Raw genomic sequence first — 24,992 nt, forward strand, 5'->3', positions numbered from 1 at the left:
GGGGCCGCAGGTCCCGTACGGAACCCGACGACGGTCCTCGTGGCCGGGCCCGTACCATTCCTACAGTTGAAAGCAGGACATCCTGCTCCATGAACGGACTCGCCTTGCACGAACGCCCCGCCGGACCGGCCTCCTGGCGCATCGCACTGCCGCACACCACCGCGGCCGTGCCCGTGGCGCGTGCTCTGGTGCGCTCGGCCCTCGCCGAGGTGGAGCACCCGGCGTGCAGCGACACGGCCGAGCTGCTCACGGCCGAGCTGGTCGCCAACGCGGTGGAGCACACCGCCGGGCGCGGCCCGATAGAGCTGGTGGTGGAGCTGCTGCCCACCGGCTGCCAGGTCGAGGTACATGATCCGGACCCGGCGCCGCCCGGCCATCTGACGCGTCCGGTGATCGAGCAGCCCGACCCCTGGCAGGAGGGAGGGCGCGGCCTGCTGCTGATCCGCGCTCTCAGTTCGTCCTGCGGTCACCGCCCCACCCCGTCGGGCAAGGCGGTGTGGTTCAGACTTCCTGCAATTCCTGCTCAGCGGCGTCCTGCGTGACCTCGCGGTCCGCCTTCGCCAGCGTGGAGTGCCGGCGCCCGTAGGCGACGTAGATCAGCGCTCCCACCACGAGGAACACCGCGAACTGGATCCAGGTCTGCCAGCCCGTCTCGTACATCAGGTACAGGCAGAAGCCGACGCCGAGCAGCGGGCCGACGGGGTAGAGCGGCACCCGGAAGCTGCGGGCGAGGCCCGGCTCGCGGCGGCGCAGCGCGATCACGGTGATGTTGACGACGGCCATGATGGCGAGCGTGCCGATGGTGCACAGGTTCATCACGGCGTCCAGGGAGGCGAAGGCCGCCGGGACGGCGAAGACGACCGCGACGATCAGCGTGCCGGCCACCGGGGTGGAGGTCCGCGGCGACACCTTCTCGAAGACGCGCGGGATCAGGCCGTCCCGGGACATCGACATCAGGATGCGGGTCTGGCCGTACATCACGGCGAGGACGACCGAGGCGATGGCGACGACCGCGCCGAAGGCGATGACCCCGCCGCCGACGGCGGAGCCGGTGACCTTGTTGACCACGTACGACAGGGCGGCGGGACGGCCGGCGACCTGGTCGCCGCCGATGGCGCCGATCGCGGCGAGCGCGACCGCGCAGTACAGCAGCGTGACCAGGCCCATGCAGACGAGGATCGCCACCGGGATGTCGCGGCGCGGGTTCTTCGCCTCCTCGCCGGCCGTGGTGATCGCGTCGAAGCCGATGTAGGAGAAGAACGCGGCGGTGGTGCCCGCGCCGATGCCGCCGAGGCCGGCCGGGGAGAACGGGGTGAGGTTGCCGTCCTTGAAGGCGCTGTAGCCGATGACGCAGAAGGCGAGCAGGATGACGAGCTTCACGGCGGCCATCGCGGCGGTGGCCCGGGCGCTCTCCCGCACCCCGCGCACCAGCAGCACGGAGGCCATCGCGATGACGATCACGGCGGGGAGGTTCATGATCCCGTGCTCGCCCGGCCCCGCGGAGAGCGCGTGCGGGAGCTGCCAGCCTGTGAGGCTGTGCAGGAGCTCGTTGACGTACTGGCTCCAGCCGACCGCGACGGCCGAGATGGAGACGCCGTACTCCAGCAGCAGGCACCAGCCGACCAGGAAGGCGGTGGACTCGCCGAGACCCGCGTAGGCGAAGGAGTAGGAGGACCCGGAGACCGGGATCGCGCCGCCCAGTTCGGCGAAGGACAGGGCGGTGAAGATGCAGGTGATCGCGGCGAGGACGAAGGAGACCACGACGGCCGGGCCGGCCTGGGCGACGGAGTCGGAGAGTCCGACGAAGATTCCGGTGCCGACGATGGCGCCGACGCCGAAGCAGATGAGCTGGAAGAGGCCCATCGTGCGCTGGAGACCGTGGCCCTCACGGTCGGCGCCGGATTCGGCTATCAGCGTGCCGGGGGACTTGATGCGGGGAGCGGGCATGCGGGTGGTGCTCGTTTCTGGTGGTGCGGGCGACCATCGGTGGGCCGCGGCGGCGGCTCCGGCAGGGGTGGTGCCGGGCCGCCGGTCAGGATAAGGCCTGGTGAGGCCGGTCAGGCAACGCTGTGTGACACAGGTCGGGTCAGGCCGGGCTCTGTGCCGCAGCCCCGGCCAGGGTGGCCACCAGGACCGCCTTGATCGTGTGCATCCGGTTCTCCGCCTCGTCGAAGACGACGGAGTGCTCGGACTCGAACACCTCGTCGGTGACCTCCAGCTCCGTCAGCCCGTGCCGTTCGTGGATCTCACGGCCGACGGCGGTGCCGAGGTCGTGGAAGGCCGGCAGGCAGTGCAGGAACTTCACCCGGTCGTTGCCGGTGGCGCGGAGCACGTCCATGGTGACGGCGTAGGGGCCGAGCAGGGCGATGCGCTCGTCCCAGACCTCCTTGGGCTCGCCCATCGACACCCAGACGTCGGTGGCGATGAAGTCGGCGCCGCGCACGCCCTCCGTCACGTCGTCGGTGAGGGCGATCCGGGCGCCGGAGGCGGTGGCGAGCTGCCGGGCCAGCTCGATGATCGTCTCGTCCGGCCACAGCAGCCGGGGCGCGACGATGCGGACGTCCATGCCGAGCAGCGCGCCGGTGACCAGGTAGGAGTTGCCCATGTTGTAGCGGGCGTCGCCGAGATAGGCGAAGGCGACCTCGGTCAGCGGCTTGTCGGTGTGCTCGGTCATGGTGAGCACGTCGGCGAGCATCTGGGTGGGGTGCCACTCGTCCGTGAGACCGTTGTAGACGGGGACCTCGGCGTAGGCGGCCAGCTCCTCGACGACGCCCTGGCCGTGGCCGCGGTACTCGATGGCGTCGAACATCCGGCCGAGGACCCGGGCGGTGTCCTTCACGGACTCCTTGTGACCGATCTGCGAGCCGGCCGGGTCGAGGTAGGTCGTGTGGGCGCCCTGGTCGGCGGCGGCGACCTCGAACGCGCAGCGGGTGCGCGTCGAGGTCTTCTCGAAGACGAGGGCGATGTTCCTGCCGCGCAGGTACTGCGTCTCGGCCCCGGCCCGCTTGGCGGCCTTCAGCTCGGCCGCCAGCTCGACCAGGCCGCGGAACTCCTCCTCGGTGAAGTCCAGCTCCTTGAGGAAGTGGCGTCCTGCGAGGGCGGTCGGGACTGTCGCCATGGGGGCGCTCCAGGGGTACGGGTGAAGAGACCTTGGAATTCTATACGACCTTCAGCATTAATATTCAGACCCCCCGGTCGGTTCGGTCACACCGCTTCGCGTTCGATGGGACAGCTCATACAGCGGGGGCCGCCCCTGCCCCGGCCCAGCTCGCTGCCCGGGATCTCGATCACCTCGATGCCCTGCTTGCGCAGATGCGTGTTGGTGGTGGAGTTGCGCTCGTAGGCGACGACGACACCGGGTTCGACGGCGAGCACGTTGCAGCCGTCGTCCCACTGCTCGCGCTCGGCCGCGTGCACGTCCTGGGTGGCGGTCAGCACCCGGATCTCACCGAGCCCGAGGGCGGCGGCGATGGCGCGGTGCATGTGCTCCGGCGGATGGTCGGTGACCTTCAGCTCCCGCTCGCCGACTCCCGGCTCGATGGTGTACGAGCGCAGCATGCCAAGGCCCGCGTACTGGGTGAAGGTGTCGCCGTCGACCATGGTCATCACCGTGTCGAGATGCATGAAGGCCCGCCGCTTGGGCATGTCGAGCGCGACGATCGTGCGCGCGGACCCGGCCGCGAACAGCTTGTACGCCAGCATCTCCACGGCCTGCGGGGTGGTGCGCTCACTCATGCCGATGAGCACGGCGCCGTTGCCGATCACCAGCACGTCGCCGCCCTCGATGGTGGAGGGGAAGTCGGCCTGCCCGCGGGACCAGACGCGGAACATCTCGTCACGGAACAGCGGGTGATGGCGGTAGATGGCCTCGAAGTGCACCGTCTCCCGCTGCCGGGCGGGCCAGCGCATGGCGTTGATGGAGACGCCGTCGTAGATCCACGCCGAGGTGTCACGGGTGAAGAGGTGGTTGGGCAGCGGGCCGAGCAGGAAGTCGTCCAGGTCCATGGCGTGGAAGCGCACGGAGGCCGGCTCCGCGTGGGCGTCCAGGAACTCCCGCTTGGTCATTCCGCCGACCAGAGCCTCGGCCAGCTCGCCCGGCCCCATCCCGTCGAACGCTGCGCGCAGATGGTCGGTGGCGAGGGGGCCGTACTCCTTCTCGTCGAAGACCCGGTCGAGGACCAGGGTGCGGGCCTCGGGGACGGCGAGGGTCTCGGCGAGCAGATCCCCGAAGAGATGCACGGCGACCCCGCGGTCGCGCAGGACGTCGGCGAATCCGTCGTGCTCGGCGCGCGCCCGGCGCACCCACAGCACATCGTCGAAGAGGAGGGCGTCCTTGTTGCTGGGGGTGAGCCTTTTGAGCTCGAGGTCGGGCCGGTGCAGGATCACCCGGCGCAGCCGTCCGACCTCGGAGTCGACGTGGTATGCCATGCCTCCATCCTGGCCATCCCTGCCCGCCTTCACGCGCTTCTTGGCCATTTCTGGCCCTTCCTGTTTTCGTCCCCTTGACGAGAACCGGGCTTCCGGATTATCGTCGCGATGACGAAAAGCGAGGGGTTCCATGGCCGACATCACCCGGCGCCTGGGCTGGCGCCATCTGCGCGGCGCGCCCACGGCGCACATCCGCCACCACCGTTCCGGCACGCTGGTCCACGACGGTCCCGGGCTCAGCTTCTGGTTCCGTCCGCTGACCGCCGCGCTGTCCGAGGTGCCGGTCGACGACCGCGAGCTGACGATGACCTTCCACGCCCGCACGGCCGACTTCCAGGACGTCTCGGTGCAGGCGACGGTCACCTACCGGATCGCCGACCCGGCCGTCGCCGCCACCCGCCTGGACTTCTCGATCGACCCGGACACCGGCACCTTTCGGGGCACCCCGCTGGAGCAGCTCGGCACGCTGCTCACCGAGACGGCCCAGCAGCACGCGCTGGACGTCCTGGCCCGCACACCGCTGTCGGCGGCCCTCGTCGACGGGGTGGCGGCGGTGCGCGAGCGGGTCGCGGCCGGCCTCGGTGCCGAACCGCGCCTGCCGGCCACCGGCATCGAGGTGGTGGCCGTCCGCGTGATGGCGCTGCGGCCCGAGCCGGAGGTGGAGCGGGCCCTGCGCACCCCGGCCCGCGAGCAGATCCAGCAGGAGGCGGACCGGGCGACGTACGAACGACGGGCCGTGGCCGTCGAGCGCGAGCGCACCATCGCCGAGAACGAGCTGGCCAGCCGCATCGAACTCGCCCGCCGCGAGGAGCAGTTGGTCGAGCAGAGGGGCACCAACGCCCGCCGCGAGGCCGAGGAGCAGGCGGCCGCGGACGCGGTGCGCGCCCGGGCGGAGGCGGACCGGTCGGTGACCCTGGCCAGGGCGGAGGCCGCACGGTCGGTCGAGCTGGCCGAGGCCGAGGCGACACGGACGGTGAGACTCACCGAGGCGGAGGCCGGGCGGTCCCTGAAGCTCGCCGACGCGGAGGCGGCGCGGTCGCTGAAGCTCGCCGAGGCCGAGGCCGCCCGGGCCGAGCGCATCGCCCGGGCGGAGGCCGAGGGTGCGCGCGAGGTCGGCGAGGCACGGGCGCAGGCACAGGCCGCCTGGCTGCGGGTGCACGCGGAGGCCGGTATCGACGGGACGGTGACCCTGCAGGCGCTCACCGCCACCCGCCTCGCGGAGAACCTGCCGCGGATCGACAGCGTGACCGTCTCCCCGGACGTGCTGACCGGGCTGCTGTCGAAGCTGGGCGGCGGCCCCACCGAGGCGGCGCGGTGAGCCTCGCGCCACGGGCCGTCCTGGTCCATCGCACGACGGAGTACGAGGAGCTGGTGGCCCGGCACGGCACACACGGCCAGGCCGCCTTCTTCCTCGCCTCCCGCGGCCGGGACGTCGGGGAGGTCGCCGAACGCCACCGGCGCGCCCGCCGGGCCCTGGCCGAGGTGACCTCCGCCGTACCGCTGACCTGGCGTCAGGCCCAGGTGGAGCGGTCCGACCTGGACCGCTTCCTGTTCGCCCCCGAGGACGTGGTCGTGGTGGTCGGCCAGGACGGCCTGGTGGCGAACGTCGCCAAGTACCTGACGGGCCAGCCGGTGATCGGCATCGACACCGACCCGGGCCGCAACCCCGGCGTGCTGGTACGCCACCGCCCTCAGGACGCGGCGAAGCTCCTGACGGCGCCGGACGGCACGGTGGACGAACTCACCATGGTGGAGGCCGTCGCCGACGACACCCAGCGGCTGGTGGCGCTCAACGAGATCTACCTGGGCACACCGGGCCACCAGACCGCCCGCTACCGCCTGGGCCTCGACGACGACGGGGGTGCCGTCGAGGCCCAGGCCTCCTCCGGGGTGCTGGTGGGGACCGGCACCGGCGCGACCGGATGGCTGCGCTCGGTGTGGCAGGAGCGGGGCAGCCGGCTCCCGCTGCCCTCCCCCACCGAGGACCGGCTGGTGTGGTTCGTCCGGGAGGCCTGGCCGTCACCGGCGACGGGCACGACGCTGGTCGCGGGCGAACTGGCGGCCTCGGCGTCCCTGACGGTCACCGTGGAGTCCGACCGGCTCATCGCCTTCGGCGACGGCATCGAGAGCGACGCGCTCCAGCTCACCTGGGGACAGACCCTCCGGGTCGGGGTCTGCGGACAGCGCCTGCGGCTGGCGTGAGCCCCGGGCCGCGGTGCGGGGGACTGCGCCTCCGGCCGACCCGAGCCCCGCGCTCGTACGCACAGCGGCTCCGGCCGGCGTGAGCCCCGTCCCGGTACACACAGCGGCTCCGGCCGGCGTGAGCCCCGCGCCGGTACACACAGCGGCTCCTGCCGGGCCGAGCCCGCGGTCGGGGGGTTTGCGGGCACCGGCTCCGGCACCCGCACCGGTCGGCCCGTCCCCTGCTCAGATCGCGGTGCAGGGGACGGGCCAGCGGCGGATGCGCGGGGGCAGGGACACCGCCCAGCCCTCGCTGACCAGGGCCAGCCGCTCGGCCGCCAGCAGGCCGACGGCCTCCCGGCCCGTGGGGTCCAGCAGGTCCAGGGGCGTGGGGTCGTGGAGCCGGTCGAAGGCGGCCAGCAGGTCCGGGTGATCGAGGGTGAGCCGAGCCGCCGTACCCGGTTCCCGGCGGTCCATGACCGTCACGAAGCCGGGACCGCGCCGGTGGTAGAGCGTGCCGAAGCCGTATCCGTCCCGCCAGGCCGACAACTCGGCACCTGAGCCGGGCAGTTCGTCCGGCGGCGGCAGATGCCGCAGGGCGCTCAGGTCGTACGCCGGCCGCCCCACCGCCCGCCAGGTCACCCGCAGGCCCAGGCCCGCGCACTCGCGCAGGAACCGCACCGCCCGGGCCGTCTCCCGCCCCTGCCCGCCGAGGTCCAGCGGCCCGGGCACCTCGACCCGGACGCCGGTGCGCCGGTGGGGCACGTCCGTGGGCAGCCCGCTCACCCGGCGGCCCCCGCGTCCTCGGCCAGGCGGACCGGCTCGCCCCAGGTGGGGAGCGAGACAAGGGTGGGACCGTCGCGGAAGAGCAGCCCCAGGGCCAGGGCGTACCCGGTCCAGGCATCGAGCGCACCGGCGGGCACGTCATGGCCGCGCTGTGCCAGCAGCCGGTGCAGGGCGGGGGCGCTGCGGCCGTCCTCCAGGAGGCGCAGCGCCTGTGCCCGCCAGCCGGTGAAGCGGTGCGTGGCGGGCGGGCGGCCGTGCCGCCGGTCCACCACGAGCAGCTCCTCGCCGGACTCCTCGAACAGCAGCCGGGAGTCGGCGTGTCCGGCCCGCCATGCGGCCACCGCGTCCTTGAGCCGCTGCTCGACGGGGCCGCGGACGCCCGCGTCCTCGGTGTCGAACAGGTAGACCAGGTCGGCGAGTTCGTCCTCGGGCAGGTCGTAGACGTGCTGGTACATCCCGGCCGGGCGGCGCTTGCCGAAGCCGAGCGCCGGGTCGGTGAAGTGGGGGCTGAAGCGCTCCAGCTGGATGCGGTGGGCGCCGCTCGGCGGCTGGAGGTGGACCAGGGCGGGGAGCTGGTCGATGACGGAGGTGTAGTCGTCCGCCGTCTCGCCGGGGAAGCCGTAGAGGAGGTTCCAGGAGCAGGTCAGGGCGTGGTTCTCGCACTCGCGCAGGGTGCGCACGTTGCGGGCGCCGGTGACGCCCTTGTCCATGAGGTCGAGGACCCTGCTGCCCAGGCTCTCGATGCCGGGCTGGATGTGCACCGTGCCGGACTCGCCGAGGAGCCGGAGCTGTGCGGGGGTGAGGTTGGACTTCACCTCGTAGTGCAGCCGCAGGTCCCAGCCGCTCTCGGCGACACGGGGCAGGAAGTCGCGGAAGTAGGCCATGTCGATGATGTTGTCGACGGTGACCACGTCGAGGAGGCGATGGCGGCGCACCAGCCGGCCGATCTCCTCCCAGAGCCGCTCGCCCGGCTTGGCCCGGAAGGCCATCGCCGAGCCGTTGAGCCCGCAGAAGGTGCAGTGGTGCTTCTCGCCCCACCAGCAGCCGCGGGCGCCCTCGACCACCAGCTTGGGGTGGACGTACTCCTGCACCGGGGAGGCCTCCAGGGCGGCCTGCCACTGGTCGTAGTCGGGCGAGGGGATGTCGGCGGGGGCCACGGTCCGCCGGGTCTCGGTGTTGGCCCGCGACCTGTGGCCGTCCCACCAGCACAGGCCGGGCACGTCGGCCGGCGCGGTGCCCTCCTCCAGGTGCCCCAGCAGGGCCGGGAAGGCGTACTCGGCCTCGCCGCGCACCACATGGTCCACGAAGGGGTGGTTGCGGTGCAGGGCGTGGCCCATGGGCCCCTCGCAGTTGCTGCCGCCGAAGACGACCGTCAGTCCGGGCCGCAGGCGCTTGAGTTCGCGGGCGAGCGCGAGGGAGGACACGTTCTGCATGAACGTGGTGGTGAACCCGACCACGTCGGGCTCGGCCGCCAGCACCTCCGCGGCACAGGCGGCGATGAAGCCGGCGGCGTAGGGGCGCATGGCGAGGGCGGTGTCGACGAAGACGTCCCGGTCGGCCGCGTAGTCCCGCAGCCTGGCCAGCCCCCATCCCGGGTCGTCGTACAGGACGCCGGAGAAGACCCAGTCACCGAGGCCGTGGAAGATCGCGTCGCTGCCGACGGCCACGCAGTCGCCCGGCCGCAGCCGGCCGCCGGAGTGTTCCAGCAGGAACTCCGCCCAGCGCAGGGAGCCGTGGAACTCGGTCACCCGGTCGCCGGGGCGGGACCGCCGCACGATCCGGTTCAGCAGGCCCAGTTGCAGGGAGGGCAGGTCGAGGGGGTGCCAGGGCATCGTGGCCAGGTGAACGCGCATGCTCAGCGGGTCGGCCGCTTCTCCAGGATCGCCGGCCGGCGGCTGGTGCTCCGCTCCTCACGGACCACGATCTTTCTGATCTCCATGTCCACCCTTCGCTCCGGACACGCGAACACCCTTGTGCCGCACGGCCGTCCACCATATGGACAGATGTGTGAGGGACACAAGGGTGTTCTGTGCCGGTCCGCAGACGTGGGGCTACAGGCGCGGGTCCACCGGCTCCGACTCCAGGGCGAGCACCCCGAACACCGCCTCGTGCACCCGCCACAGCGGCTCGCCCTCCGCGATCCGGTCCAGGGCCTCCAGACCCAGGGCGTACTCGCGGATCGCCAGCGACCTCTTGTGGTTCAGGAACCGCCGGCGCAGCTTGGCGAGGTTGTCCGGCCGGGTGTACTCGGGACCGTAGATGATCCGCAGGTACTCACGGCCACGGCACTTGATGCCGGGCTGCACCAGCCGGCCCTCCGGGCTGCGGACCAGCGCGCCCACCGGCTTGACGACCATGCCCTCGCCGCCCCGGCCGGTCATCTCCAGCCACCAGTCCACGCCGGCCCGGACCGACTCGGGGTCGCCGGTGTCGACGTACAGGCGCCGGGTGGTCTGGAGCAGTCCGGTGCCGTCGTGCTCCACCATCCGGTCGATCAGGGCCAGTTGCTCGTCGTGCGGCAGCGCGGCCAGGCTGCGGCCGCGGGCGGCCAGGATCTGGAAGGGGGCCAGGCGGACGCCCTCGAGGCCGTCGGTGGTCCAGCAGTAGCGGCGGTAGGCGTCGGTGAACGCGGCCGCGTCGGCGGCACGTTCACGCTGCCGCTCCAGCAGGCCGGTCACGTCGGTCCCGCGGGCCGCGGCGGCCTCCAGCGCGGCGAGCGCGCCGGGGAACACCGCGCCGGAGGCGGCGCCCACGGCCGCGTACTGGCTGCGCAGCAGGCCCGAGGCCTTCAGCGACCAGGGCATCAGCTCGGCGTCCAGCAGGAGCCAGTCCCCCGCGCCGGAGGTGCTGCCGGATGCGGCGAGTTCCTCCCACAGGCCCGCGTCCCCGATGGCCGAGCGCAGGCGGCCGAGGATCTCCTCGGTCACCTTCTCGTCGTCGAAGAACGGCCGCCCGGTCCGGGTGTACAGCGCCCCCGTGGGGCCTTTCCCGCTCTCGGCGTCGCCGGAGCGGGAGGTGCCCCCGTCCCCGAACCACCCGCGGGCGGCGTCCGCGTCCCGGAACACCAGGGCCACCGCCCGCGAGCCCATGTGCTTCTCCTCGCACACGACCCGCTCGACCCCGTCTGCCGCGTACTGCGCGAAGGCCTCGACCGGGTGCTCCAGGTAGCCGTCCACCTGCGAGGTCGCCGTCGGTGCCATGGTCGGCGGCAGATAGGGCAGCAGACGCGGGTCGACGGCGAAGCGGCTCATGACCTCCAGGGCCGCGGCCGCGTTCTCCTCGCGGACCGCGACCCGGCCGGCGTGCCGGGTCTCCACGGCCCTGCGACCGTGCACGTCCGCCAGGGCGAGCGGCCGTCCGTCCTGCCCGCCCGGCGCGTCGGCGCGCAGCGGCCTGGCCGGCTCGTACCAGACCCGTTCGGCCGGTACGTCGACCAGCTCGCGCTCCGGCCAGCGCAGCGCGGTCAGCTTGCCGCCGAAGACGGCGCCGGTGTCCAGGCAGATGGTGTTGTTGAGCCAGGTCGCCTCCGGGACCGGGGTGTGCCCGTACACGACCGCCGCGCGGCCCCGGTAGTCCTCGGCCCACGGGTAGCGCACGGGCAGCCCGAACTCGTCGGTCTCGCCGGTGGTGTCGCCGTACAGGGCGTGCGAGCGCACCCGGCCGGAGGTGCGGCCGTGGTACTTCTCGGGCAGGCCCGCGTGGCAGACGACCAGCCTGCCGCCGTCGAGGACGTAGTGGCTGACCAGTCCCTCCAGGAACCGGCGCACCTCGGCCCTGAACTCCTCGCTCTCGCCCTCCATCTGGGCGATCGTCTCGGCGAGGCCGTGGGTGTGCTGGACGTTGCGGCCCTTGAGGTAACGGCCGTACTTGTTCTCGTGGTTGCCGGGGACGCACAGTGCGTTCCCGGACGCGACCATGGACATCACGCGGCGCAGGACGCCCGGGCTGTCCGGGCCGCGGTCGACCAGGTCGCCGACGAAGACGGCGGTACGGCCCTCGGGGTGCACGCCGTCGGTGTACCCCAGCTCGGCGAGCAGCGACTCCAGTTCGGCGGCGCAGCCGTGGATGTCGCCGATGATGTCGAAGGGGCCGGTGAGGTGGGTCAGGTCGTTGAAGCGCTTCTCGGTGACGACGGTGGCTCCGTCGACCTCCTCGACTCCGCGCAGCACGTGCACCTTGCGGAAGCCCTCGCGCTCCAGCTGCCTGAGCGAGCGGCGCAGTTCGCGGATGTGGCGCTGGATGACCCGGCGGGGCATGTCGGCGCGGTCGGTGCGGGCCGCGTTGCGCTCGGCGCACACCTCCTCGGGCACGTCGAGCACGATGGCGATGGGCAGCACGTCGTACTTCCTGGCCAGCTCGACGAGCTGGCGCCGGCTGTCCTGCTGCACGCTGGTGGCATCGACGACGGTACGGCGGCCGGCGGCCAGCCGCTTGCCCGCGATGTAGTGCAGGACGTCGAAGGCGTCCCGGGTCGCGCTCTGGTCGTTCTCGTCGTCGGAGACGAGACCGCGGCAGAAGTCGGAGGAGATCACCTCGGTGGGCTTGAAGTGCCGCCGGGCGAAGGTGGACTTGCCGGAGCCGGAGGCGCCGACGAGGACGACCAGGGAGAGGTCGGTGACGGGGAGGGCCCGTCCCCTGTTCTGCGTCTCGGTCATGCTGCCTTCGCCTCCTTCTCGGTGTCGTTGCGGTGGAACACGGCCATCTGGGTGGGCGGCCCGACCTCGGGGTCGTCCGGCCCGACGGGTACGAACTCCGTGCCGTATCCGTACCGTTCGGCGACCGCCGCCGACCAGGCACGGAACTCCTCGCGGGTCCACTCGAAGCGGTGGTCGCCGTGCCGGACGTGGCCGGCGGGCAGGGTCTCCCAGCGGACGTTGTACTCGACGTTCGGGGTGGTCACCAGGACCGTCCTCGGGCGCGCGTGCCCGAACACGGCGTACTCCAGGGCTGGCAGCCGGGGCAGGTCGAGGTGCTCGACGACCTCGCTGAGCACGGCCGCGTCGTATCCCTTGAGCCGGTTGTCGGTGTAGGCGAGCGAGCCCTGGAAGAGCTGGACGCGCGAGGCCTGCCGCTCGCCCATGCGGTCCAGCTTGAGCCGGCGCGAGGCGATGGTGAGCGCGCGCATCGACACGTCGACGCCGACGATCTCGGTGAACCGGACGTCCCTCAGCAGCTCCTGCACCAGCTGGCCCTGGCCGCAGCCCAGGTCCAGGACCCGGGCGGCACCGGATGCGCTCAGGGCGGCGACGATCGCCTCCCGGCGCTGCACGGCCAGCGGGGCGGGCCTCTCCTCCGTCTCCGTCTCCTCCTCGACCGCGTTGTCGATCGCCTCGACCTCGCTGTCGTCGGCCTCGGCCAGGCGCACCAGCTCCAGCCGCTCCATCGCCTGCCGGGTCAGCGACCAGCGGCGGGAGAGATAGCGGCTGGTGATCAGCTTCTGCTCGGGGTGCCGGGGCAGCCAGCCCTCGCCGGCCCGCAGCAGCTTGTCGACCTCGTCGGAGGCGACCCAGTAGTGCTTGGCGTCGTCGAGGACCGGCAGCAGCACGTAAAGGTGGCGCAGCGCCTCGGCGAGGGTCAGCGCCTCGGACTCCAGGACGAGGCGGACATAGCGCGAGGCGCCCCACTGCGGGAACTCGGTGTCGAGCGCGACGGGTTCGGCGGTCACCGCCCAGCCGAGCGGCTCGAAGAGCCGCCCCACCAGCTCGGGTCCGCCGCGGGCGGGCAGCGCGGGGATCTCGATGCGCAGCGGCAGGGGCGTGGCGGCCCGCTCCGGGCGGGCGTTGCACACGCCCCGCAGGGCGCTGGAGAACACGCCGCTCAGGGCGACCGCCAGCAGCGAGGAGGCAGCGTAGGGGCGGTCGTTGACGTACTGCGCGAGTGCCGCGTCGGGTGCTCCGCCACGGCCCTTGCCCTTGCCCCGCCGGACCAGCGCGACCGTATCGACCTCCAGCAACAGCGCGGCCGTGCAGCGCTCGGCGTCCGCCTCCGGGTAGAAGACGTGCGCGGTGCCGTAGGAGGTCGAGAACTTCTGCGCGTTGTCGGGATGCTTGTGCAGCAGGAACCCGAGGTCGGTGGCGGGGAGGGCGGCGTTGCCGCTCGTGGATATCGTCAGGAACACATGTCCCAGTATCCAGGGACCGGCACCGCCCTGACCACCCGTTTAGGAGCGGTGCCGGTGGGTGCGGACCGCCCTGCTCAATTCTCCTTCGCGATGACCGTCCGGGCGTTCCCGGCAGCCCGCTCCTGCGCCGCGCGCAGGGCGTCCAGATCCTTCCTGTGCCTGCCGATGACCGTCTTCTGGGCACGGGCCTCGATGGCGTGGACGGTGCCGATGTAGTCGGTGTCGAGCTTGCAGCGGGCGTCGGCAGCCGCTGTCTTCCGCTCCTTGCCCGACGGCTTCTGCGTCCCGAGCCATGCGCTGTCGAGCGAGGCCCCGTCAGGGTCGGGGTAGCGGAAACCCTGCTTCTTCATGCAGGCCGACCAGGCGCGGTCGGCCTTCTTCCAGGCCGGGTCCTTCCGTGCCGCCTTGTGGGACTCGCTCCACAGGGCGAGGGGCAGTGAGTAGTAGCCGGTGACCTTGATGCCGTTGATCTTCGCCGACCCGGGCGCGGAGCCGTAGATGTTCCGTGTGGCCTGTCCCAGGCAACCGCCCTCCGGAACGGAGTGCCCGTGGGCACGGTGGCTGTCGCCGGAGTCGAACAGTCCGGTGAGGGCCACATACTGGTCGGCCGGCCACTCCAGGGGCTGCGAGGACTCCTCCTGCTTGCGGTTGTGGTAGCCGTGCTCGGCTGCCTGGTCCGGATCGTCGACTCCGTAGGGGCTGTCGTCACTGATCGTGCCGAGGCCCGAGAGGGCTCCCTGCCGGACCGGGTACGTGGACTCCACGGTCTTGGTGTTCAGCGTCGAGAAGCCTGCGAAGCCGAGCCGGACCATGCACTTCTTCGCGAGGATCCACTGCGCCGCCCCGACGGCCTTTCCGTCCTGCGTCGACGGGTCCGTCAGGTAGGTGTGGAGCGGGAACGCCGCCATGGTGTTCAGGCTGCGGGTGTCGGCTGCGGCGTCGTCCTGGCCGACGAGCTGACAGGCCGACAGGGCCAGCAGGCCGGTGACGATGAGAGGGAGACCTTTGCGCACGCGGTCATCCGATCAGGCCCGGATCATGTGCGCCGTGAGGGAGGCCACAGTTCCGGCACCGGAAATCCACAGGACGGGCACACCGCCGTCGAACTCCTCTGCGCCGCCGCACGGGCCCGGCGGCCGGACCGGCGCTCGGGCCCGCTGCGCCGGCCGGTGGGGATGACCGGCTCGGGAGCTGTGGCGAAGGCCGTGGCTCCGGCCACCGGACGGTCACAGGTTCCCCGGACACCCGGCCCTCTCCGCCCGGAAGGGCCGGGGGCCGGGTGCACAGGGCCGGGCGTTACGACAGCTGCGACTGGACCTGGGAGGAGATCAGGTCCAGGTGGTCGAGGTCGTCCAGGTCGAGGATCTGGAGGTAGATGCGCTGCGAGCCGATCTCGGCGTACCGGCCGATCTTGTCGACCACCTCGGCCGGGGAGCCGGCCAGCCCGTTGGCCTTCAGCTCGTCCACCTCACGGCCGATCGCGGCGGCCCGCCGGGCGACCTCCTGGTCGTTGCTGCCGACACACGCCACCAGCGCATTGGAGTACGTCAGACCGTCCGCCCTGCGGCCCGCCTCCTCGGCCGCGGCGCGCACCCGGCCGAACTGCCGCTCGCTGTCCTCGACCGAGGCGAACGGGATGTTGAACTCGTCGGCGTAGCGGGCCGCGAGGCGCGGGGTGCGGGTCGCCCCGTGACCGCCGATGAGCACCGGGACCTTCGCCTGGGCGGGCTTGGGCAGCGCGGGCGAGTCGGTGAGGTCGTAGTACCGGCCGTGGAAGTCGAAGGTCTCGCCGGTCTTGGTCGCCCACAGCCCGGTGACGATCTCCAGCTGCTCCTCCAGACGCGCGAACTTCTCCTTCGGGAAGGGGATGCCGTACGCCTTGTGCTCCTCCTCGAACCAGCCCGCGCCCAGGCCCAGTTCCACCCGGCCGCCGGACATCTGGTCGACCTGGGCCACCTGGATGGCGAGCACGCCGGGCAGGCGGAAGGTGCCGGCCGTCATCAGGGTGCCGAGGCGGATGCGCCTGGTCTCGCGGGCGAGGCCGGCCAGGGTGATCCAGGCGTCCGTGGGCCCGGGCAGGCCGTCGGCGCTGCCCATGCGCAGATAGTGGTCGGAGCGGAAGAAGGCGTCGAAGCCGAGGTCTTCCGTGGCCCTCGCCACGGTGAGCAGGGTGTCGTAGGTCGCCCCTTGCTGGGGTTCGGTGAAGATTCGAAGGTCCATACATCCATCCTGCACGGCCCACGCCCCGTCAACCTCACTGGTACCGCCAGGCGCGGCGATCCCCGGTCGGGTGAAAATCGTCAACGGCGCCTCGGGGGCCCGGCGGGCCAGTGACCGGCAACGGCGGTGATCGTTGGGCGGTCGGAGCCGGGCCGTCCGGCACCCGCGCCGGGCGGCCGCCGTCCTCGCGCGTCATCGCCCCGGTCCTCCCCGGGGCCGGGGGCCGAGGAGGCCGTCATGTCCGAAGAAACCGTGGAGTCCGTCCCCCCGCAGGGTGGCTCCGCCGGCCGGCCGAAGGGGCTGCTGGAGCAGATGGAGGAGCTGATGGCGGCGCTGAACGCGGACCTGTCGGACCTCGAAAAAGAAGCGGGTTTTTCTCTGAAGAAATCCAAGGCGGAATAGCCCAGGTGGAGGGCCGTATCTTTATACATCGATTTTGCAAACGGCTACCCGAATGGTCCGCGATTCCAAGGCAGATCGGTCTGAGCGCCTATGGATCAACGGCCAGGCCAGAAAACCCAGTTCAGGGCCGGGCACCACGGCGGCGCAGGGCGTTCTTCACCCCCCAGTTGTCGGGCTCGCTGGCCGAGGACTCCCGGTCGATCACCCGGCTGCAGGCCGACTGGTTCAGCCGGGCGCGCAGCTCCGGCGGCCACGTCTCGATCGCTTCCGCGTCGGCCTCGGTCAGGCCGTCGGGCACCGGCTCCGGCTCGCGCTCACGGGCCCGGATCGGCTCGGCCGACTGCGCACGGGTTAGGCGTCGCAGGTGCGGGCACAGCTCTGGCCCGAGGAGGCGCTGACGCGTGAGGTCGTGCTCGCCGACGGCCGCACGGAGCGCTGGGCCACCGGCGGCCACTACCCGGCCCCCGGACAGGTCGCCCCGGCCTCGGGGGCCGAGGCGCTGCGCAGCCTGACCCCGGACGCAGCGGCCGTGTTCGGCCGGGCGGCCGTGGAGGTCGCCGCTGCTCCGGCCGAGAAGTTCGCCGGGTGCTGCCGGTTCTGCTTCGCCGACGTGTCGGCCCGGGTGCACGGCGGGCTGCGGCCGAGCGACACCCCGGCGTACCGGGTGCTGCTCGGGGAGCCGTGCCCGGCCGACAGGCAGCGCTGGCGGGCCGAGGCCGAGGCGAACCGGGCCACCATGACCCGGCTGCGGATCACCGAGGAGCGCATCCGCCGGGCGGCCGAACAGGAGCGCCCCGGACGGAGTTCCAGGCAGCCCGTACGGCTGCGGAGGCTGCCGCCTCCCGGCTCCGGAGCGCGACCCAGGCCATATCCACCATCGACCCCTCGATAGCCCGTCAGGCGGCAGCTCAGGTCCGGAGCCGGGCCGACTTCACCAACCGGCCGAAGCGCCAGTGGCCGTCATGGTGCGACTGCGACGCGCAGCACCAGTGCGCCCGGCACGCGGAGTCGGACCGCCAGGCGGCCCTGAAGCTTCAACCCTCCGGCGGTCGTCATGAGCACCCCGGCGGTGTGGGCCTGCGTCGGCGAGGGCCGGGGCTGGAGGCCTTGCCTGTACCACTTCAGCTTCCTGTCGGCAGTCGAGCAGAACCGCGTACTCACCCGGCTCGGCATCTCCAACCCCCGTCCGAAGAGGAGGAGTGAACCATGTCCGGTGAACTGGATCGAGAGCGCGAACAGATCGCGCAGGCACGACGGGAGGCGCTGGCCGACATCCAGCGCGCGTCGGCCGAGGCGTCGGCGGCCGTGGTTGGCGTGATCGAGCAGCAGACCGGCATCAGCCTCGGGGCCCCGGTCGGCTCCTCGATCATGGATGCGACCCCGGAGCAGATAGCCGACGCGGAGCGCCGCGCCCGGCACGCCCTCGCCGCCGTCGAGCTGATCCGCCGGTGGCACTGGGACTACGCCCGGACACTCGGGGAGCTGGTGCGCGAGCTGCCCGAGGACGTGCGGGAGCGGATCGCGGACAACTTCATCCAGGCGGGGATCAGTTGACCACCCACCGGCCCCGGGTCAACCCCGGGCAGCGGCGGATTCTGCGCGACTTCGTCGCCGCGCACCCGGGCCTGACGCGCCCCGAGCTGCTGGCGGAGGCCGACCGCGTCCGGATGCGGATGCTCATCACCGACGGGCGGACCGAGCTGGTGCACCGGTCGATGGTCCGGCAGGACGAAGGCGGACGGTACTGGCCCGCCTGAGCTGAGGGAACGCCTTGCCGGCGGTTTAGGTAAATCGCTCCCTTCGGCGACGCGTGCCCCTCAGACTCGCCCCATGATTGTTGCGGCTGCTGATCCCTGGTGGGCCGACTGGCCCAAGTTCCTGCCCGGCTGGTTGGCGTTCGCCTGGACGCTCGGTCTCGGGGCCCGCAAGGTGTGGCTGCGCCGACACCATCTCGCCCTCGGCCCCGCTGCCGACGGACTGCGCGACGCCTTGGAAGCCTCCCGGACACGCTTCGAGGACATCATCTCGGCGGGAGGCCGCAGGGCCGACTGGTTCGAGGACGAGGGACGACGCGACACCGACCGGAAGATCGAAGACCTGGCGGAACGGCTCAAGGACGAGAAGCTGCGGACTGCGCTGACAGGTGTCGTTGCAGCGTGGCGCTCTGCCTTTGGGCACGCGCCGCCACGGCGCATCATCGGCGGCTACATGGAGGACTACCCCACGCCACGGCAAGAAGGAGAACAGGCAGCTGACGAACAGCGGTTCGCCCTCCAGGTTCAGGCCGCTCAAGCGGGCCAGTTGGATGCTCAGTCGGCCATGCGTCGCCTGAACGAGCTGGAGCGCCGCACCGTCGGCCGGTCCTGAAAGGAGCCCGGCCGGGCGTACCCGGCGGGCTTCCGGTGCTGGATCAGGAGAAGACCTCGCCGTCGGCGCGCTCGATGCGGAGCCTCACTGGACTCCCCGGGAGCGGAGGCGTCATGCCCGCTCCGTCCGGCACCGCGAAGGTACCTTCACGGCCATCCGGGAGCCGGAGCCGCACCTCCCAGGTGCGGGAGATCTCCTGCCACGTGTCCCTGTCCGAGATGGTCACGGTGCCGCTCTCGGACATGCGGAGCCCGTCCCTCCTGACGACTGTTCTGGCCTGGGTATGTTCTCTGGCCTCGCAGCCCTGACGCGTCAGGGGTTCTCAGACGTTGAGGTCGCGGCGTGCGACAGCGATGACCCGGTGAGCGTCGGAGCCGTAGACGGCGGACTCGCGCAAGGTGTTCCAGGTGCGGAGGTACGTGTTCACGCTGGCGTCGTCCTCGACCCACAGCTCGCTGTGCCAGGTCTCGACGATCACGCGGCTGTCGTCGTAGACCCAGAAGGCCGTCGCGGGCGGGATCTTGAGCGAGCAGCTGAACGGGATGATCCCCAGCTCGACCGTGTCCAGGCCGACGGCGCCGGACAGCCGGTCGAGCTGCGCGGCCAGGACCGACGGCGGACACACCAGGGCGCGCAGCGCGGCCTCCCACAGGGTCAGGTGGAAGCGCTTGGTGGGGTCGTACAGGGCTTCCTGGCGCTTCATGCGGGAGCGGACGGCGTCCTCGGTGTCCCGGGGCGACTGCTGGAGTTCGGCGTACCGGGTGAAGATCGACCGGGCGTAGTCGGGGGTTTGGAGGATGCCGAAGACCATGGAGGACTCCCAGCCCCGGAACACCGAGGCGTCGGTGTGGACACCTCGGCCATGTCGGCGGAATGCGCGGTCGCACAGCAGCCCGGGTACGAGGATCTGCACGGCCAGTGCAGGCAGACCCAGGACGTACCCCTGCCCCACGGTGGTGGGCTGCTGCTCGCGCGGCGGTGCAGGTGCACGTGTCACCGAGGGCGCCCCGAGGCGTAGCCCCACAGCACGACGCCCGGCCGGGCGTCGTCGTGTGTGCGGCTCGGGCCTCAACCCCATTGCCGGCTGACCACGTTGACGGGGGCTCCCTCGTCTTCCGGCACCCTTTCGTTGTCAGCGGCGACTGTCACAATTCCGTGCATGAGTGATGAGCTGGCGTCGCCCGACATGTCCCTGGCCCTCGACGCGCCACAGAATGCTCCCCTGGTGAGTGAGTGGCTTCTCGGGACGAGCGCCGTACTCGCGTATCACCTCGGGAAGACCGACACGGCGCGGATGATCGCCGACGTGTCGTCGATCGAGGTCCGGCTCTGGAACACCGAGTACAGCCAGGAGGGCTACCGGATCGTGCTCGTGGTGGAACCGAGCCTGTACTCCACCTACAACGAGCGAGAGTTGGAGAGCATCGCCGAGGTGATGCGAGACGTGGTCTGGGGGTCGAGCAAGTCCGTTGACGAGGTTGTCGCCCGGCCGTCGATTCCTCGCCTCGGCCCGGACTGGCGCAGGCAGATCAAGACCGCCGACGGCCCCAAGCCCAGCAACCAAGGCCGGAGGCAGCAGCTCGAACCCAGTCATCCGGTGGAGGACCAGCTCCGGTTCACTAACGAGTGGGAGCTGGACGTGTACCGGGTGCTCAGGGAACGACAACACGCGCTACCGGACAACGAGACGATCGGGATCATGCCGCTCGGTGGCATGCGGGTGCGCGGCTGGACCTTCGAGCCCGACCTGCTGGTCACCTATTGCGGATTCGCCGGTGTGATCGAGATCGACGGGCCGCAGCACAAGGGCCACGCCGGGCGTGACCACAGCCGCAGCCGTCTGTTCTTGCACTCCGGCGTGAAGGTGGTCGACCGGCTGAACGTGGAGGAAGTGAAGAGCCGGGCCGAGGTGGAGAAGTTCGTGAACGACTTCCTCGCGCAGCTCAAGCGCTAGACAGCACGACGCCCGGCCGGTTAGGCAGCCCGGCCGGGCGTCGTCGTGTGGTGGATGGGTCAGGCGTTGCCGGTCCAGTCGATGCGGACCGAGGCGGGGTCCAGGCCACCGGCCGCCACACCCAGGGGGCGGCCCCGCCGACCGGGCATCAGCGTGACCTCGGCCAGCAGCGCGAGGAGCTTGCGGCGGCGCTCCAGGCTGTACGTCTGCCGCCACCAGGCCAGTGCATCGGCCGGGTCTGCCTTGTGCCGCCGCACCAGCTCCGGCAGATCGATGTCGGCGAGCGGGCCGGGCTGCGCCGCAGAGGCTGCGGCCGTGGCCGCCTCGGTGATCTCCTGCTCAACGGCGGCGATGCGTTCCTTGATCTTCCGGGACGCGGCCCGGTACTCCAGGGGGTCCGCCTCATCGTCCTCGGCGAAGGTCTCCGCCAATACCTCCAGCCGAGTCGTCAGGATCGTGTGACGAGTGTTCAGCTCCTCAATGGACGGTCCCTCCGGTGCCTCCGGAACCGGGGGCCAGAACGGGTCGTGGGTCTTCTCCGAGACGATCTCGGCGAGGATCGTCCGCTCCACAAAGTCGTCGACAGGTTCGGCGGTACGGATCAGGTGCGCACTGGACGTGCAGCGGTACTGCTGGCGCTGTCCGGCCCGAGCACCGCCGGGGCGGACCACGGCGCCGCAGCCGTCCCGGCCGCACCGGTACAGGCCCGAGCCGAGGTACTTGGGCTGTCGGCCGTCGTCACCGGCCGAACCCGAGCGACGGGACGGGTCGTTGAGCACGTTGCGCAGGGCCAGCCACACGTCGTAGTCGACGATCGCGTCCCACTGCGCCGGACCGGCGTCCTCGCCCCTGTGCGCGATCCGCCCGGCGATCCGGGGCGACAACAGCACTCCACGCAGCGACTGAATAGTCCACGTCTTGCCGCGCGGGGTGGGGATCTTGCGCTCGTTCCAGTCACGACAGATGCCCGTCAGGGTGCGGCCGGTCTCCGGGTCGGCGGCATAGGCGAGGACGGCACTGGCGGCTTCACGGATCAGGGCTGCCTCCCCCGGGTCCACCTCCGGGACCTGGGGCACCTGGTCCTTGGTCGCCTTGGGCTTCACGGCGCGGAACCCGAAGGTACGCGGGCCACCAGGATTGATCCCCGCCCGGCGGTTCGCCTCGTGCTTGGCCTTCATGCGCTCGACGGCGTGCTCCACCTCGTGCGTGCTCACGCTGGCGAGGATACGGGCGACCATGCGGCCGGATGCCGTGGCCAGGTCCAGCTCCCCCTGCTTCACGGGGCGGATGAGGACGTGTGTGCGCTCCACGATCCCGATGAGCGGTTCGAGGTCGCGGGCTTGCCGGTACAGGCGGTCCGTGTGCCAGACGAGCACGGCGTCGGCCTCACCGGCGGACAGCATGTCGAGCAGCTCCGCGTAGGCGGGGCGCCGGGCGCGGTCACCACTCTTGCCGATGGCGGTGCGGTCGTCGTCGGTCTTCACGCCGACGATCCGCCAGCCGAGTTCGGCGGCAAGCTTGCGGCAGGCTTCCTGCTGCCGGGTGACGCCCTCGGCCTTGCCGGAGGGGTCATGCGAGATGCGTGTGTAGACGACGGCTCGGAGCTGCCGTTCGGTCCCGTTTGTGGCCATGCATCAAAAATACGCCCTGAAAGGTAGGTTGGACCGTCAGCGCTGGATGCGGATCTGCAGTCGGCCGGGGGTTCGCGGTGGGCGTCGGCCGAAGAGGGCGAGCTGGGGTGACGTTCCGCCGCACCGGGGGCTGCCGCCCCCAGACCCCCGCTTCGGCCTGAGCGGCTGCGTCCGCGAACGCCGGACGGGCCGGGGGTGTGGCCGCCCGTCCTCGGGGGCCACGCAGGCAGGGGGTGTGGTCGCCGCTCTCGGAGCCCTGCACGGGCCGGGTGGGTGGCGTGGCCGCCCCTCCTCGATCGCGGGTCGGGCCGGGGGGGGTGTGTGGTCGCCGCCCGTCCTCGGACACCGCACGGGCCGGGTGATGCGGCTGGTCTTCCTGGAGTGCCGGCAGGGCCGGGCTGGGTGCCGTTCGCCTCCGGAGTGCAGGGCGTCGGCCCGGGTGGCCGACGGGTCGTCGGCGTGGTGTCCGCCTCAGACGCCGGTCGGACTGTCCTTCGCGTTCTCCGGTAACGCCTCCTCGCGTGCCGCCAGCTTGCGCAGCATCTCCAGGACCCGGTCCCGGGACTCGTCCGCCGCGTCGATGGCCTCCATGCACTGCCAGTACGTCGCCTCGTCGGCCGCGGTGCTGGCCATGCCGACCAGGGCCATGCCGACCTCGCCGAGCAGGCCGTCGAGGCTGAGGAGGGTGTGCCGGGCGTCCTCCAGCTCGGTGAGCTGGGCGGCGCGCAGGTCTCCGGGATCGAGTTCCGGAGGGTCCAGGACGCCGCAGCCGCGGCCGGCCAGCTCGGTCAGCCCCAGTGCCTCGCCCCGCAGCTCCGGCGGCCCGGAGACCGCGAGCCGGCTGCCGATCGCCTGTGCCAGGGCCTGTGCCTGCCACACCTCCGCCATGATCTCGGGCCCGTCGGCGCCACCCGCCAGGGCTCGCCTGCTGGTCAGTATGAGCCGCACCGCTTCCATGCGCTGCCCCCGTCCTGTCAACCGTGCGTCCCCGCACGTCCGTCCGAACTCCCTTGTCCACTACCCAGAGTGAGGTACCGTGGGACGAAAAGCCAGAGCAAGACGGAAATCTCTGGACAACAATTGGGATTCGGCGGGGAGTTTGAATGCAGAGAGTAATAACGGAGCATGGCACTCCGGCCCTTCGGGGCGGTGTGCCGCGCCACCGCGTCAGGGCGTGTCGTCCGGTGCCGGGGCCGGGAAGCGGTGCTCGTTGCGGTCGATCTTGTCCGACAGGGCGGTCAGCGGGTCGATGCCGAGGACCTCGCAGAGCTGGAGGAGGTACGCGAGGACGTCCGCGACCTCGTCCGTGACGCGGTGCGCGGTCTCGGGGTCTCCCATCACGCGAGCCGACTCCTCCGGGGTCAGCCACTGGAAGATCTCGACGAGTTCGGAGGCCTCCACGCTGAGGGCGGCCACGAGGTTCTTGGGGGTGTGGTAGGGCTGCCAGTTGCGCGCGGCGGCGAACTCGGCGAGCCTGCGCTGGAGTCCGGCCAGGTCAGAATGTTCCGTCACGGGGTCAGGTGTACCACTGTGACGCCCCGGGCCCGCTCGGCCCACGAGGCGTCGCTCACCGCGCCCACGCAGCGGATGTGCCCGCGCTCGCCCATCCGGGCCGCCGTCCGCAGGAGTTCCAGGCGCTGGCCCGGGTCGAGGCCGCGGTCGAAGCCGTCGGCGAGCACCGTGAGGCTGCGCAGGGCGTCGGGCACCTCTCCGGGCTCGTCGACGTCCAGGACGCCGGGCCCGGTGAACAGCACCAGGGCCAGAGCGACATAGCGCAGCTCGCCGTCGCCGAGCCGGGCCAGGTCGGTGCGCAGGCCGTCGCCGCGGTCCAGCAGTGCCCGGACGGTGCCGTCGGCCACCGGCTCGGCGATCAGGTCGGCCACCGGGCCGGCGCAGCCCGCGCGCAGCGTCTCGACCAGCTGGGCGTGCCGGCGTCCGCACTCGGTCCGGGTGCGCCGTAGGACGTCGGCGAGGTTGTCGCAGCCGGGCATGAGCCGTCCCGAGCCCGCCGGAACGGGGATGCGCATGTACTCGGGGCGCGGGTCGCAGGCGAAGACGGAGCGCAGGGCGACGACCATCTGCTCGGCGGCGGCGAGCACCTGCCGCTGCCCGTCGGTCTTGCCGGCCACCCTGAGCGGCAGCAGGGCGGTGCCGAGGCGGTCGTCGGGCAGCGGGGCGCGGGTGACCGGGGAGGCGCCCGCGGTGTGCCAGGCGGCCTGTACGGCCCGGCGTCCGGGATCGCGCAGGGCCGTCTCCAGCAGGACGACCCCCCGGGCCGTCAGCCGTTCGCCCACGATCCGCAGCTCGGGCTCGGCCTGGACGGCCACGTCGAGGCGGACCGGCCCCTCGGTGCCGTCGGCCGTGCACCCGATCCGGAACCCCCGCCGTCCCTCGCCGTCGGGCCGCGCCCGCTCCGGCACACAGGCGACCGGGTCCGGGAACACCTCCGCGAGGGGCGCCCCTCCCCCGAGCCTGGCGAGCGCCTCGTAGGCACCGAGTGCGGTCGACTTCCCGGACCCGCTGGGTCCGGCGATCAGGGTGACGGGACCCAGCGGGAACGCGGCACGCCGGTGCCCGGCGAACGCGGACAGCCGCAGCTCGGTGATGCGGGCGCGGACGTCGACGGGGGCGGGGGCCGGCGTGGGGGCCCGGGGCACTGGCACCGCGGGCGTGGAGAGCGCCGGCACCGCAGGGGCGGGAGCCGCCGGCACTGCGGGGGCCGGGGGCGTGGAGGGGGCGGGCGCCGCAGAGGACCCGGACGGCACGGAGGGCTGGGCGGACGCGGAAGACACGGGCATATGCGGACGGTAGGTCTCCATGGAACCGGTGAACCGTTTTGTCCGCCGGGCCTTCCTACGATCGGGGGACGGCCGGTGCCCGCGCACCGGCCGCACACCGTCGC

The 24,992-nt window shown here is 72.0% G+C and carries 25 protein-coding genes; 9 read left to right on the forward strand and 16 right to left on the reverse strand.

From position 1 onward, the window contains the following. The first annotated feature begins 89 nt into the window (after positions 1–89). Entirely contained in the window at positions 90–542 is a 453-nt protein-coding gene (locus ACFZCP_RS11160) for an ATP-binding protein (RefSeq protein WP_362700357.1), read from the forward strand. On the opposite strand, the gene ACFZCP_RS11165 is transcribed toward ACFZCP_RS11160, so the two are convergent. The 3 genes from ACFZCP_RS11165 to ACFZCP_RS11175 form a co-directional block, all read right to left on the reverse strand. Next, on the reverse strand, positions 502–1,947 hold the full coding sequence (locus ACFZCP_RS11165) for an amino acid permease (protein WP_391426125.1): 1,446 nt from the start codon (positions 1,945–1,947) through the stop codon (positions 502–504). The genes ACFZCP_RS11160 and ACFZCP_RS11165 overlap by 41 nt on opposite strands. Before the next feature lie 139 nt (positions 1,948–2,086). Continuing rightward, positions 2,087–3,118 (reverse strand): ornithine carbamoyltransferase, encoded by a 1,032-nt coding sequence (gene argF, locus ACFZCP_RS11170; RefSeq protein WP_391426128.1) that lies wholly within the window; start codon positions 3,116–3,118, stop codon positions 2,087–2,089. A gap of 86 nt (positions 3,119–3,204) precedes the next feature. Continuing rightward, positions 3,205–4,428, reverse strand: a complete 1,224-nt coding sequence (locus ACFZCP_RS11175) for an arginine deiminase (RefSeq protein ID WP_391426130.1) — start codon at positions 4,426–4,428, stop codon at positions 3,205–3,207. Between the two features lie 130 nt (positions 4,429–4,558). Between ACFZCP_RS11175 and ACFZCP_RS11180 the strand changes: the two genes are divergently transcribed. Together ACFZCP_RS11180 and ACFZCP_RS11185 are read left to right on the forward strand one after the other, a co-directional pair. Beyond that, a complete protein-coding gene (locus tag ACFZCP_RS11180; RefSeq protein WP_391426132.1) occupies positions 4,559–5,746 on the forward strand; it encodes an SPFH domain-containing protein in 1,188 nt (395 codons plus the stop codon). Then, positions 5,743–6,630: a hypothetical protein gene (locus ACFZCP_RS11185; protein WP_391426133.1), complete on the forward strand. Its 888-nt coding sequence runs from the start codon at positions 5,743–5,745 to the stop codon at positions 6,628–6,630. The genes ACFZCP_RS11180 and ACFZCP_RS11185 overlap by 4 nt, the downstream gene beginning before the upstream one ends. A gap of 225 nt (positions 6,631–6,855) precedes the next feature. Here ACFZCP_RS11185 and ACFZCP_RS11190 read toward each other — a convergent pair whose 3' ends face one another. From ACFZCP_RS11190 to ACFZCP_RS11215, 6 genes are all read right to left on the reverse strand, one after another. After that, on the reverse strand, positions 6,856–7,395 hold the full coding sequence (locus tag ACFZCP_RS11190; RefSeq protein ID WP_391426135.1) for a DUF5825 family protein: 540 nt from the start codon (positions 7,393–7,395) through the stop codon (positions 6,856–6,858). After that, on the reverse strand, positions 7,392–9,248 hold the full coding sequence (locus ACFZCP_RS11195) for a RiPP maturation radical SAM C-methyltransferase (protein ID WP_391426137.1): 1,857 nt from the start codon (positions 9,246–9,248) through the stop codon (positions 7,392–7,394). The genes ACFZCP_RS11190 and ACFZCP_RS11195 overlap by 4 nt, the downstream gene beginning before the upstream one ends. Positions 9,249–9,446: 198 nt before the next feature. Further along, positions 9,447–12,050 (reverse strand): polynucleotide kinase-phosphatase, encoded by a 2,604-nt coding sequence (locus ACFZCP_RS11200; protein ID WP_391426139.1) that lies wholly within the window; start codon positions 12,048–12,050, stop codon positions 9,447–9,449. Then, positions 12,047–13,513: a 3' terminal RNA ribose 2'-O-methyltransferase Hen1 gene (locus tag ACFZCP_RS11205; protein WP_391426141.1), complete on the reverse strand. Its 1,467-nt coding sequence runs from the start codon at positions 13,511–13,513 to the stop codon at positions 12,047–12,049. Before ACFZCP_RS11205 ends, ACFZCP_RS11200 begins: the two co-directional genes overlap by 4 nt. Before the next feature lie 77 nt (positions 13,514–13,590). Continuing rightward, positions 13,591–14,529 (reverse strand): hypothetical protein, encoded by a 939-nt coding sequence (locus tag ACFZCP_RS11210; protein WP_391426143.1) that lies wholly within the window; start codon positions 14,527–14,529, stop codon positions 13,591–13,593. 283 nt (positions 14,530–14,812) lie between these two features. Beyond that, positions 14,813–15,736, reverse strand: a complete 924-nt coding sequence (locus ACFZCP_RS11215) for an LLM class F420-dependent oxidoreductase (RefSeq protein ID WP_362700334.1) — start codon at positions 15,734–15,736, stop codon at positions 14,813–14,815. Between the two features lie 237 nt (positions 15,737–15,973). On the opposite strand from ACFZCP_RS11215, the gene ACFZCP_RS11220 reads away from it, so the two are divergent. Further along, entirely contained in the window at positions 15,974–16,138 is a 165-nt protein-coding gene (locus tag ACFZCP_RS11220) for a hypothetical protein (protein WP_391426145.1), read from the forward strand. A gap of 121 nt (positions 16,139–16,259) precedes the next feature. Here the strand turns inward: ACFZCP_RS11220 and ACFZCP_RS11225 are convergent, their stop codons facing one another. Further along, positions 16,260–16,436: a hypothetical protein gene (locus ACFZCP_RS11225; protein ID WP_391426147.1), complete on the reverse strand. Its 177-nt coding sequence runs from the start codon at positions 16,434–16,436 to the stop codon at positions 16,260–16,262. A 66-nt stretch (positions 16,437–16,502) separates the two neighbouring features. Here ACFZCP_RS11225 and ACFZCP_RS11230 point away from each other — a divergent pair, with 66 nt between their 5' ends. The 4 genes from ACFZCP_RS11230 (at position 16,503) to ACFZCP_RS11245 (ending at position 18,505) form a co-directional block, all read left to right on the forward strand. Next, entirely contained in the window at positions 16,503–17,030 is a 528-nt protein-coding gene (locus ACFZCP_RS11230) for a hypothetical protein (protein WP_391426149.1), read from the forward strand. Positions 17,031–17,344: 314 nt separating this feature from the next. After that, positions 17,345–17,692, forward strand: coding sequence for a hypothetical protein (locus tag ACFZCP_RS11235; RefSeq protein ID WP_391426151.1), 348 nt, complete (start codon positions 17,345–17,347; stop codon positions 17,690–17,692). Then, a complete protein-coding gene (locus tag ACFZCP_RS11240) occupies positions 17,689–17,895 on the forward strand; it encodes a hypothetical protein (RefSeq protein ID WP_391426153.1) in 207 nt (68 codons plus the stop codon). Before ACFZCP_RS11235 ends, ACFZCP_RS11240 begins: the two co-directional genes overlap by 4 nt. A gap of 73 nt (positions 17,896–17,968) precedes the next feature. Next, positions 17,969–18,505: a hypothetical protein gene (locus ACFZCP_RS11245; RefSeq protein ID WP_391426155.1), complete on the forward strand. Its 537-nt coding sequence runs from the start codon at positions 17,969–17,971 to the stop codon at positions 18,503–18,505. Positions 18,506–18,548: 43 nt separating this feature from the next. Here ACFZCP_RS11245 and ACFZCP_RS11250 read toward each other — a convergent pair whose 3' ends face one another. Further along, entirely contained in the window at positions 18,549–18,749 is a 201-nt protein-coding gene (locus tag ACFZCP_RS11250; protein WP_391426157.1) for a hypothetical protein, read from the reverse strand. A gap of 78 nt (positions 18,750–18,827) precedes the next feature. Further along, a complete protein-coding gene (locus ACFZCP_RS11255) occupies positions 18,828–19,502 on the reverse strand; it encodes a Scr1 family TA system antitoxin-like transcriptional regulator (protein WP_391426159.1) in 675 nt (224 codons plus the stop codon). A 162-nt stretch (positions 19,503–19,664) separates the two neighbouring features. Here ACFZCP_RS11255 and ACFZCP_RS11260 point away from each other — a divergent pair, with 162 nt between their 5' ends. Next, positions 19,665–20,459 (forward strand): hypothetical protein, encoded by a 795-nt coding sequence (locus ACFZCP_RS11260; protein ID WP_391426161.1) that lies wholly within the window; start codon positions 19,665–19,667, stop codon positions 20,457–20,459. A gap of 59 nt (positions 20,460–20,518) precedes the next feature. Here the strand turns inward: ACFZCP_RS11260 and ACFZCP_RS11265 are convergent, their stop codons facing one another. The 4 genes from ACFZCP_RS11265 to ACFZCP_RS11280 all read right to left on the reverse strand — a co-directional run bounded on the left by ACFZCP_RS11265 (position 20,519) and on the right by ACFZCP_RS11280 (position 24,888). Next, positions 20,519–22,090, reverse strand: coding sequence for a recombinase family protein (locus ACFZCP_RS11265; RefSeq protein WP_391426162.1), 1,572 nt, complete (start codon positions 22,088–22,090; stop codon positions 20,519–20,521). Between the two features lie 471 nt (positions 22,091–22,561). Then, the gene (locus ACFZCP_RS11270; protein WP_362700330.1) at positions 22,562–23,047 is read right to left on the reverse strand and encodes a DUF6099 family protein; all 486 of its coding nucleotides are present in this window, start codon (positions 23,045–23,047) and stop codon (positions 22,562–22,564) included. A 210-nt stretch (positions 23,048–23,257) separates the two neighbouring features. Then, positions 23,258–23,602, reverse strand: coding sequence for a nucleotide pyrophosphohydrolase (locus tag ACFZCP_RS11275; protein WP_362700328.1), 345 nt, complete (start codon positions 23,600–23,602; stop codon positions 23,258–23,260). After that, the gene (locus tag ACFZCP_RS11280) at positions 23,599–24,888 is read right to left on the reverse strand and encodes an AAA family ATPase (RefSeq protein ID WP_391426165.1); all 1,290 of its coding nucleotides are present in this window, start codon (positions 24,886–24,888) and stop codon (positions 23,599–23,601) included. Before ACFZCP_RS11280 ends, ACFZCP_RS11275 begins: the two co-directional genes overlap by 4 nt. Positions 24,889–24,992: the final 104 nt, after the last annotated feature.

It is taken from the genome of Streptomyces sp. NPDC007971 (assembly GCF_042958635.1).
Lineage (GTDB): Bacteria > Actinomycetota > Actinomycetes > Streptomycetales > Streptomycetaceae > Streptomyces.

What these genes read in the sequence shown, in the direction of transcription:
- ACFZCP_RS11160 (WP_362700357.1), top strand. Translation starts at nt 90, where the DNA reads ATGAACGGACTCGCCTTGCACGAACGCCCCGCCGGACCGGCCTCCTGG.
- ACFZCP_RS11165 (WP_391426125.1), bottom strand. Translation starts at nt 1,947, where the DNA reads ATGCCCGCTCCCCGCATCAAGTCCCCCGGCACGCTGATAGCCGAATCC.
- argF (WP_391426128.1), bottom strand. Translation starts at nt 3,118, where the DNA reads ATGGCGACAGTCCCGACCGCCCTCGCAGGACGCCACTTCCTCAAGGAG.
- ACFZCP_RS11175 (WP_391426130.1), bottom strand. Translation starts at nt 4,428, where the DNA reads ATGGCATACCACGTCGACTCCGAGGTCGGACGGCTGCGCCGGGTGATC.
- ACFZCP_RS11180 (WP_391426132.1), top strand. Translation starts at nt 4,559, where the DNA reads ATGGCCGACATCACCCGGCGCCTGGGCTGGCGCCATCTGCGCGGCGCG.
- ACFZCP_RS11195 (WP_391426137.1), bottom strand. Translation starts at nt 9,248, where the DNA reads ATGCGCGTTCACCTGGCCACGATGCCCTGGCACCCCCTCGACCTGCCC.
- ACFZCP_RS11200 (WP_391426139.1), bottom strand. Translation starts at nt 12,050, where the DNA reads ATGACCGAGACGCAGAACAGGGGACGGGCCCTCCCCGTCACCGACCTC.
- ACFZCP_RS11215 (WP_362700334.1), bottom strand. Translation starts at nt 15,736, where the DNA reads ATGGACCTTCGAATCTTCACCGAACCCCAGCAAGGGGCGACCTACGAC.
- ACFZCP_RS11220 (WP_391426145.1), top strand. Translation starts at nt 15,974, where the DNA reads ATGTCCGAAGAAACCGTGGAGTCCGTCCCCCCGCAGGGTGGCTCCGCC.
- ACFZCP_RS11235 (WP_391426151.1), top strand. Translation starts at nt 17,345, where the DNA reads ATGTCCGGTGAACTGGATCGAGAGCGCGAACAGATCGCGCAGGCACGA.
- ACFZCP_RS11245 (WP_391426155.1), top strand. Translation starts at nt 17,969, where the DNA reads ATGATTGTTGCGGCTGCTGATCCCTGGTGGGCCGACTGGCCCAAGTTC.
- ACFZCP_RS11250 (WP_391426157.1), bottom strand. Translation starts at nt 18,749, where the DNA reads ATGTCCGAGAGCGGCACCGTGACCATCTCGGACAGGGACACGTGGCAG.
- ACFZCP_RS11260 (WP_391426161.1), top strand. Translation starts at nt 19,665, where the DNA reads ATGAGTGATGAGCTGGCGTCGCCCGACATGTCCCTGGCCCTCGACGCG.
- ACFZCP_RS11265 (WP_391426162.1), bottom strand. Translation starts at nt 22,090, where the DNA reads ATGGCCACAAACGGGACCGAACGGCAGCTCCGAGCCGTCGTCTACACA.
- ACFZCP_RS11270 (WP_362700330.1), bottom strand. Translation starts at nt 23,047, where the DNA reads ATGGAAGCGGTGCGGCTCATACTGACCAGCAGGCGAGCCCTGGCGGGT.
- ACFZCP_RS11280 (WP_391426165.1), bottom strand. Translation starts at nt 24,888, where the DNA reads ATGCCCGTGTCTTCCGCGTCCGCCCAGCCCTCCGTGCCGTCCGGGTCC.